The sequence below is a fragment of the Nitratidesulfovibrio oxamicus genome (genome assembly GCF_015731765.1).
Lineage (GTDB): Bacteria > Desulfobacterota > Desulfovibrionia > Desulfovibrionales > Desulfovibrionaceae > Cupidesulfovibrio > Cupidesulfovibrio oxamicus.
In genome coordinates, this window is record NZ_VRYY01000040.1 from 1 (window position 1) to 8,501 (window position 8,501).

The 8,501-nt window shown below is 67.4% G+C and carries 6 protein-coding genes; 4 read left to right on the forward strand and 2 right to left on the reverse strand.

Annotation, left to right across the window (positions count from 1 at the left end; translation table 11 throughout):
• Nucleotides 1-1,741 (reverse strand): ABC transporter substrate-binding protein (locus FVW20_RS01970; RefSeq protein WP_196608069.1); only part of this gene is annotated, 1,741 nt, incomplete at its 3' end.
• A 147-nt stretch (nt 1,742-1,888) separates the two neighbouring features.
• On the opposite strand from FVW20_RS01970, the gene FVW20_RS01975 reads away from it, so the two are divergent.
• The 3 genes from FVW20_RS01975 (at nt 1,889) to FVW20_RS01985 (ending at nt 5,922) form a co-directional block, all read left to right on the forward strand.
• Nucleotides 1,889-2,866 carry a D-2-hydroxyacid dehydrogenase gene (locus tag FVW20_RS01975; RefSeq protein ID WP_196608070.1) on the forward strand — a complete coding sequence of 326 codons (978 nt, stop codon included), beginning with the start codon at nt 1,889-1,891 and terminating at the stop codon, nt 2,864-2,866.
• Nucleotides 2,867-3,070: 204 nt separating this feature from the next.
• Nucleotides 3,071-3,544, forward strand: coding sequence for a hypothetical protein (locus tag FVW20_RS01980; protein WP_196608071.1), 474 nt, complete (start codon nt 3,071-3,073; stop codon nt 3,542-3,544).
• 158 nt (nt 3,545-3,702) lie between these two features.
• Entirely contained in the window at nt 3,703-5,922 is a 2,220-nt protein-coding gene (locus FVW20_RS01985; RefSeq protein ID WP_196608072.1) for an EAL domain-containing protein, read from the forward strand.
• Between the two features lie 220 nt (nt 5,923-6,142).
• Here the strand turns inward: FVW20_RS01985 and thiC are convergent, their stop codons facing one another.
• On the reverse strand, nt 6,143-7,432 hold the full coding sequence (thiC, locus tag FVW20_RS01990; RefSeq protein ID WP_196608073.1) for a phosphomethylpyrimidine synthase ThiC: 1,290 nt from the start codon (nt 7,430-7,432) through the stop codon (nt 6,143-6,145).
• Between the two features lie 237 nt (nt 7,433-7,669).
• Between thiC and FVW20_RS01995 the strand changes: the two genes are divergently transcribed.
• A partial coding sequence (locus tag FVW20_RS01995) for a glycosyltransferase family protein (RefSeq protein WP_196608074.1) occupies nt 7,670-8,501 on the forward strand: 832 nt, incomplete at its 3' end.

Genomic DNA, 8,501 nt, shown 5'->3' on the forward strand with positions numbered 1-8,501 from the left:
GCGCCGCGTGCAGCCCGGCGGGCGACGGGTAAGGCCCCATGCGTTCCAGCGCCCGCACCAGCAGCCGCGCGGCCAGGTACCCCTCGAAGCTCACCTCCCCGGGATGCAGCACCAGCCCTGCCAGTCCCCCGCCCGACGCCGGGGCCGGGGCCGCGTCGATGCCGGAAGCGCCAAGGAGATCGGGGGTGTCCGCCATCTCACCGAAATCACGGCGATAGTCCTGGGCGGCGGGCAGGTTGCCGTTCCACGGGGGCACCACTTCCGCCAGCACGAGGTCGTGCGTGTAGTCGCGCTGGGCGGTACGCCCCATGGCGGTCAGCAGTTCCAGCAACTGAGCACTGTCCACGAACGACGGCATGGCCACAGGGATGGCGGGACAGCCCGTGCTGGAGGGCTGGCGCGAAGACGCGGCGGCCCGTTGACCCGCCTGTTGGCCGGAGGCCTTGTCCGGCATTTTGTCTGGCGTTTTGTCTGGCGACTGGCCTGCCAGCCGGCTCGTTCCCCGCGCGGCCAGCATGTCGCGCAGATCGCGAATGAAGGCCGCGCACGCGGCGTCGGTACCCACGCAGACCACGGCGTCGGGCCTGCCTTGCAGGATCAGCCCTGCCTGCTCGGTGAAGTCGGCATCGCTTCCCGCGCCACGCGGATAGGAGGCTTCGGCAGCCAGGGACAGGCGGCGACGGGCCAGCGCGTCACGCAGGTCGGCCCAGCCTTCGCGGCCATAGGCGTCGGCCTGGTAGAATACGGCGATGCGGGTGCATCCCGCTCCGTGCAGGCGGTCCACCAGTTCGGAAAATTCGGTGTCGTACGAGGCGCGCAGGCGGAACACCAGCCCCTCGTGACGCGGCAGGGACAGGGGACGCGCCCCGGTGAAAGGGAACAGCAGCGGCACCGTGCGCTCGGGGTGGCCGCCCAGCAGCGGCAACACCCGTGTGACCGTGGGCGTGCCCACCAGGCCGAACAGCGCGAAGACACGCTCTTCCTCAATGAGCCGGATGGCGTTCCATACGGTGCGCTCGGGGTCGTAGCCATCGTCCATGGCGACGATTTCCACCCGCCTGCCGTGTACCCCGCCAGCCGCGTTGACTCTAGCCAGACAACTGGCCGCGCCGCGATGGAATTCACGCCCCAGCGACGCGCCGGGACCGTTGAAGGGGGCGGACATGCCCAGGCGCACCGGTTCGCCGGGGGCCAGTTCTCCCCCTGCCGAACGGGCATCCGCCGGTTGGGCATCCGCCGGTTGGGCATCCGCCGACCGGGGCTGGTCCGAACCCGAAGGTACGCCGGAAGGCACCACGACCGTCGCCGTGGAAGCGAAAGGAACGGCATCGGTGACGGGTTTCCCTGCGGCGTGGAAATTCTGAGTCCACAGGAAACCGGTGGGAAAGCCCGGTGTCCGGATGGCGGCAATGCGTGAAGGTTCGCCGGAAGCGGCGGTGATGACGGCTGCGGGGGCGGCAAGGCCCGCTCCTGCCGCGGCGTTCGGGGCATCAGGGGCAGCCGTGGCATGGGCGGCATTGGCGAGATGGGCGGAATTGGTGAACGAGGCGCCGACAGGTTTGCCGGGCAAGGCGCCAGACGAATCGCCAGACAGGTCACCAGGCGGGGCAAAGGCGAAGGCGTCCTGCGTCGTTTCCTGCGCTGCCGGGGCTACCGGCCACGCGGCAAACAGCAGAAGAACCGTGCACACCACGGCCACACAGTATTGTTGATAGGTCCACCCGGCTGGCGCCTTGCACATGGTCCTCGGTCCCGTATGCGGCTGGTACCCCCGGATGCGGCGGGCTTTACCGCGGCTGCGGACTCACGTAGAATTCCGAAGGTTAGGTTTCCGTTTACTGGACACAACGCCCCGTGGCAACAGAAAAACCTTTTTCGGAGTACAGCCATGCGTATTGTCGTACTGGACGGCTACACCCTGAACCCCGGCGACAACCCGTGGGATGCCGTTGCCGCGCTTGGCGAACTGACCGTGCACGACCGCACCCCGCGCGAGGCCATACGCGAACGTGCCGCGGGCGCCCATATGGTGCTGACCAACAAGACCCCCCTGAATGCCGACACCATCGCGGCACTGCCCGACCTTGCCTACATAGGGGTGCTGGCCACCGGGTATGACGTGGTGGACATCCGCGCCGCCGCCGCGCGCTCCATTCCGGTCTGCAACGTGCCCGGCTACGGCACCGAGGCCGTGGCCCAGCACGTCTTCGCCTTTCTGCTGGAACTGTGCCGTCGCATTGCCCGGCACGACGCCAGCGTGAAGGTGGGCAACTGGAGCGCCAACAAGGACTGGTGCTTCTGGGAAACCACCCAGATAGAACTGACCGGCAAGACCACGGGCATCGTGGGCTTCGGCAACATGGGCAAGCGCGTGGGGCAGATCGCCAACGCCTTCGGCATGAAGGTGCTGGCATATTCGCCCAACACCCGCACCATGCCGGGGTACGAACCGTTCGCCTACGTTTCGCTTGACGAACTCTTCGCCCGGTCCGACGTGGTAACCCTGCATTGCCCGCTCACCGACGCCACGCGCGGCATGGTCAACCGTGTGCGCCTGGCCTCCATGAAGCAGGGCGCCATCCTCATCAACACCGCGCGCGGCCCCCTGCTGGACGAGGCCGCCGTGGCCGCCGCACTCAACGACAACCATCTGGGCGGCCTTGGCGTGGACGTGGTGGCGGTGGAACCCATCCGACCGGACAACCCGCTGCTGACGGCCAAGAACTGCCTGATCACCCCGCACCTGGCCTGGGCCACCCTGACCGCGCGCCAGACCCTGATGCGCGTCACGGCGGGCAACATCCGCGCCTTCCTGGCCGGTGCGCCCACCAACGTGGTGAACGCGCCCAAGCCGGGCGCGCCATAACCTGGCGGCTTTCCGGAACACGGCTGAAAGCCCCCCCCCGCAGCATGCCCCTGATGCCCCCCGCAAGGAGAAGCCCCCAGCGCGCCTCCACCGAAAAGGGCACATCCGGGCCCGGCTTTTTCCGGATCCAACCCTCAACTTCCCTTGGCATCATCCGATCAGGCTGGCTGAGATTCGCAACCTCTGACAGGTCAGGAACGGACGATGCCTGTATCGCAAATTGCAGTTGACGCCATCTCCATTCAAACGGGAAGCTCCATCGGGCGGCAACACATCGAAAAGGCGAAAGACACCCCCAAAAGCGGCAACCCGTCGAACGCCCATGACAAGGTCGAAATATCCGATGAGGGGCGCGCCAGGGCTGAAGAGATGAAGGCCGGGAAGGCTGCCGCAAAAGATGGCGGCAGCGTTGGCGACAATAAAGATGAAGAATCCAGGCCCCTGAAAATCAAAACCCGTTCCCGAGGTGAAGCCAGCGGCGTCGACAAGGAAGACGCTGTTGACGAATTGAAGGACACGGAGAGTGACATCAGGACGAAAGAAGGCGAACTGCAAGAAACCAAGACTGCTTTTTTCGGTTCCGGAGAAGAGCAGGCTGAAAAGATAAAAGAACTCAAGCAGGATATTGACGACCTGAAAGACGCCAAAAAGAAACTGGAAAGCAAACTCTCCATGTAACCGGCGGGTTCGGCAGGGCAGCCCAGCCCGACACCCCGTCAGGGATGCCCAGCGCCAATGGATACTGGTTACAATCAGAAACTGCCGGGCAGCGCACCAAGCCGGCCCTGGGCGCAACGCCGCCCCCGCACGGTCAGAGGGGCAGCGTGAAGGCGGGCATGGTCGACAACGCGCCCCCCCTTGCCGTGCCGTGGTGGCGGCCACTGGCAGTGGTCTTTACCGACGTTACCGAGCGCATGGCCGACCTGCCCGTGGTCATCGCGGTGCAGCGCGCCCTGGCCCTGGTGCTGCCGCTGGTCACGGTGGGCGCCTTCGCGCTGATGGTGCGGCACACGCCCTTTCCCTTGCTGCACCAGACACTGGACGCACTGTTCGGCCCCGCCTGGATCGCCACAGCAGACGCCCTGATTTCCGGCACCTTCGGCATCGCCTCGCTGGCCGTACTGTGCGCCTTCAGCGGCACCATGGCCATGGTGTACAACCAGCGGCGCGGCGGGCAGCTCGTCAGCCCGGCCATGTCCGCCATCGTCGTGATGGCCTGCTTCTTCGTGGTTACCAACCCTGACAACGACATGTCCTGGCGTGGCATGTTCTCCATGAACCGGGGCCTGCTGCTGGCGTTCATGGTTTCCGTGGGCGGGTCCGGGCTGTTCGTGCGCCTGTCGGACGTGAAGCGCCTGCAACTGCCGCTGAAGGCCGCGGGGCACGATCCGGTGGTGCGCGACATCCTCACCCAGATGCCCGCGGCCATGTTGACAATCATCATCTTTGGCCTGCTGCGCGCGGGGCTGGTGGCCATCGGCATTTCCGATCTGCACGGGGCCGTGCACAACGTCATGATCCTGCCTTTCACGGAAGCGGGCAACACCCTGGGCCTCGGCCTGCTGTACACGGGCCTGTCGCAGGTTTTGTGGTTCTTCGGGGCGCACGGTCCCAACCTGCTGTTTCCCATAGAGGACGCCATCCTGGCCCCCGCCGGGGTAGCCAACGCCGCAGCGGTGGCGGCTGGGCAGGCGCCGCCCTACGTGCTGACCAAGACCTTCTTCGACGTGTTCACGCGCATGGGCGGATCGGGGAGCACGTTGTGCCTCATCGCCGCCATCCTCCACGCCAGCCGCGACAGCGGCAACCGCAGGCTGGCCCTGATGGCCCTGCTGCCCGCGCTGTGCAACGTCAACGAACCGCTGCTGTTTGGCCTGCCCATGGTCATGAACCCGGTATACCTGATCCCCTTCCTGCTGGTGCCGCTGGCGCAGACCATCGCCGCCCATACCGCAACCCTGCTGCACCTGGTGCCGTACACCCTGCCCGACGTGGTCTGGACCACTCCCCCGCTGCTCAACGGCTACGCGGCCACGGGGTCCTTGGCGGGTTCGCTGATGCAGGCGTTCAACCTTGGCCTCGGCATGGCCCTGTACCTGCCCTTCGTGCGGATGTCCGACGCGCTGCGCGAACGGCACGGCAGGCACATCCTGACCGAACTGCTGCATACCGCCAGCGGCAACGAGTTGGGGCCCAGCGGCCGCAAGTGCATCGACCGCCCCGGTGAACAGGGGCGCGTTGCCACCTCGCTGGCCAACGACCTTTCCGCCGCCCTGGCCCGCGACGATGAAGTATTTATGGAGTACCAGCCACAAATCGGGGGGGATGGCCGTCCGCACGGCGCCGAGGCCCTGCTGCGCTGGCACCACCCGGCTTACGGGCGCATAGCGCCGCCCATCGCCGTGGCCCTGGCGGAAGACACCGGCATCATCGACCAGTTGGGCATGCTCGTGCTGCACCGCGCCTGCGCCCGCCGCGTGGCGTGGACGGGACTGGTGCCCGATGACTTCATCATGTCTGTCAACGTGGCCCCGCGCCAGTTGCTGAACCCCCGCTTCGACCGCGACGTGCTGGACCTGCTGTCGCGCACCGGCCTTGCCCCGCACCTGCTGGAACTGGAACTGACAGAATCCACCGTGCTGCTGCCCGACAAGCGCACCGTCAAGGCCCTGCGCCGCCTGCGCGCTGCCGGGGTGCGCGTGGCCATCGACGATTTCGGCATGGGGCACGCCTCGCTGCGCTACCTGCGCGACTTTCCCGTGGACACGGTGAAGATCGACCGATCGCTCACCGAGGCCAGCCACGGCGACATCAACCAGCACATCATGCGCAGCATCGTGGAACTGTCCCGCAGCCTGGACATAACCACCGTGGTGGAAGGGGTGGAACGACGGGAACAGTTCGAACGCTTTGCGGAACTGGGCTGCCAGGTCTTTCAGGGCTACCTGTTCAGCCGTCCGGTGAGCGCCGCCCGATGCCTGGAGGTAGTGGCCGGGTGGGACGAACACGCCGACGCACTGGTGCAGACCGCCCCAGCCCCCCGGACGGAAGCATAGCCAACCGCAAGGTGGCCCGCGCGCAAGTGTGCGGGCTGGCCCGACCGTCCGCCGCCTTCCCTTCGGTGCGCAATACGCCTGGCCGCCCCGGCGACAAGAAAACGGGAAGGATGTCGGCATCCCTCCCGTTTCCGGTTTGCATCCGCCGCTGACCGGCCCGTTCCAGCCGGACTGTCCGACTGGGCAAGGCGGGCTGGCTGAGCTGGCGGGCGGCGCGCTGCTACAGCGCGCCCTGCGGGTCGTCGCGCAGCATCTTCACGGCGCAGAACTTGCCGCACATGGCGCATTCCTCTTCATTGCGGTGCTCGCCCCGGCGGGCATCCACCATTTCCTGGTCCAGCGCGCAGCGTTTCATGCCGTCCCAGTCAAGGGCCATGCGGGCCTGCGACATGCCTGCCTCGCGTTCCAGCGCGTGCCGACGGCCCAGGGCCACCTCGCCCGCCTGCGCGGCGATGCGCGAGGCCATGACACCGGCCTTCACGTCGTCGATGGTGGGCAGGGTAAGGTGTTCGGCCGGGGTGAGGTAGCACAGGAAGTCCACCCCGGCGCGCACGCCGATGGCCCCGCCGATGGCCCCGGCGATGTGGTCGTAACCCGGCGAGCTGTCGATGGTCAGCGGGCCCAGCACGTACAGCGGGGCGTTGTTGGTCAACTTCTTGATGCCGACGATCTGCGCCTCCACCTCGTGCATGGGCACGTGGCCGGGGCCTTCGATCATGCACTGCACGCCTTCGGCCAGGCCCGCCTTGGCCAGACGGCCCAGCATCATCACTTCTTCCCACTGGGCGGCGTCGCCCGCGTCGGCGCCGGCGCCGGGGCGCAGGCCGTCGCCCAGCGACAGGGTGACGTTGTGCCTGCGGGCAATTTCAAGAATGCGGTCGTACTGTTCCAGCAGGGGGTTTTCCTTGCCGTTCTTGCGCATCCAGCGGGCCAGGATGGAGCCCCCGCGCGAGACGATGCCCAGCACGCGACCGCCCTCTGTGGCCCATTCGGCGCCGCGCCGGGTCAGGCCGCAGTGCACGGTCATGAAGTCCACGCCCTGCTCCGCCTGCATCTCGATTTCGGCGAACAGTTCTTCCGGGTCCATGCCCGCCGGGTCCTTGCCCTTGTCCAGGTACTTCTGGGCCACGGAATACAGCGGCACGGTGCCCAGCGGCAGGGGGCAGGCGGCCAGCATGCCCTTTCGGATGGCCAGCAGGTCGCCCGCGATGGAAAGGTCCATCACGGTGTCGGCCCCGGCGCCAAGCGCGGCGGCGAGCTTTTCGATTTCACGGTCGGGATTGTTGCACAGGGGCGAGGTGCCGATGTTGGCGTTGACCTTCACGCGGGAAGGCTGGCCCACCAGCAGCGGACGCAACGAAGGGTGCGACGGATTGCCCAGCAACACCATGGTGCCGCCTTCGATACCGTCGCGAATGGTTTGGGGCGCAAGGCCCTCGTCCGCGGCCAGGGCCGCGAGATGGGTGTCGAGAACGCCCGCGAGCGCGGTGTTCCGGGTAAGGATGGACATGGGGATCCCCGCTGCTGACTCAACGGGAAGGGGCCGGTGACGCCGACAACACGACGTCACAGCACTATCCGTTCGCACGGCGGCTGGCAAGGGGGAAAGGGGCGCGGTCGGCAAGAGCGCGGCCTTTCCGGGCCGAACATCCTCACCGGTCCGCCGCCTCGCCACATCATCACCCGCGTTGCGCCCGCCGCCCCGGCACGGTATACCCCGGCCATGACTGGCGAACACGATAACCGCATGCCCAGGCTGTTCTGGATCGGCAGCCCGTTCTTTGCGCAAGCCCTGCGCGACGAAGGCTGGCAGGTGCACGCCATGGATTTCCAGCAGGTGGCCGTGTTCGGCTGGGAGGACATCGTGCGCACGGCGGGCTGGGAGCCCGACGTGGTGGTGGTGGCGGACAAGAGTCGCCCGCCCTTTGTGCTGGGCATGGAATCATTCCCCTGCCTGACCGTGTTCTACTGCGTGGATTCGCACATCCACAGCTGGTACCCGCTGTACGCCCAGGCCTTCGACGTGTGCCTGATGAGCCTGCGCGACCATATTCCGCTGGTGGCCGGGCGGCGACTGCCGGATGAACGCATCTGGTGGACGCCCGCCTTCGCCAAGGATGCGGACCTGCCGCGCCCCCCCGCGCCGGAATGGGACCTGCTGTTCGTGGGCACCGTGGACGCGGCCCGCACCCCGGCGCGCCATGCCTTCCTGCAACGGCTGGGACAGCGCCTGCCGGGCCTGCACGTGACCCGGGGCGACTACCGGGCGCTGTACCCTCGCGGACGGCTGCTGCTGAACTACTGCGAGCACGGAGACCTGAACTTCCGGGTCTTCGAGGCCCTGGGCTGCGGCGGTTGCCTGGTCACCCCGCGCATCGGCCATGGCCTGACCGACCTGTTCAAGGACGGGCGCGACCTTTTGCTGTACGAACCGGACGACATCGACAGCCTGGTGCAGGTGGTCCACACCGCACGGGCCGATCCCGAACGGTGCGCGCGCGTTGCCGCCTCGGGCCTTGCCAGGGTGGACGCAGCCCATCGGGCGCGCCACCGGGCGCGCGACTTCACGAAGCGGCTGC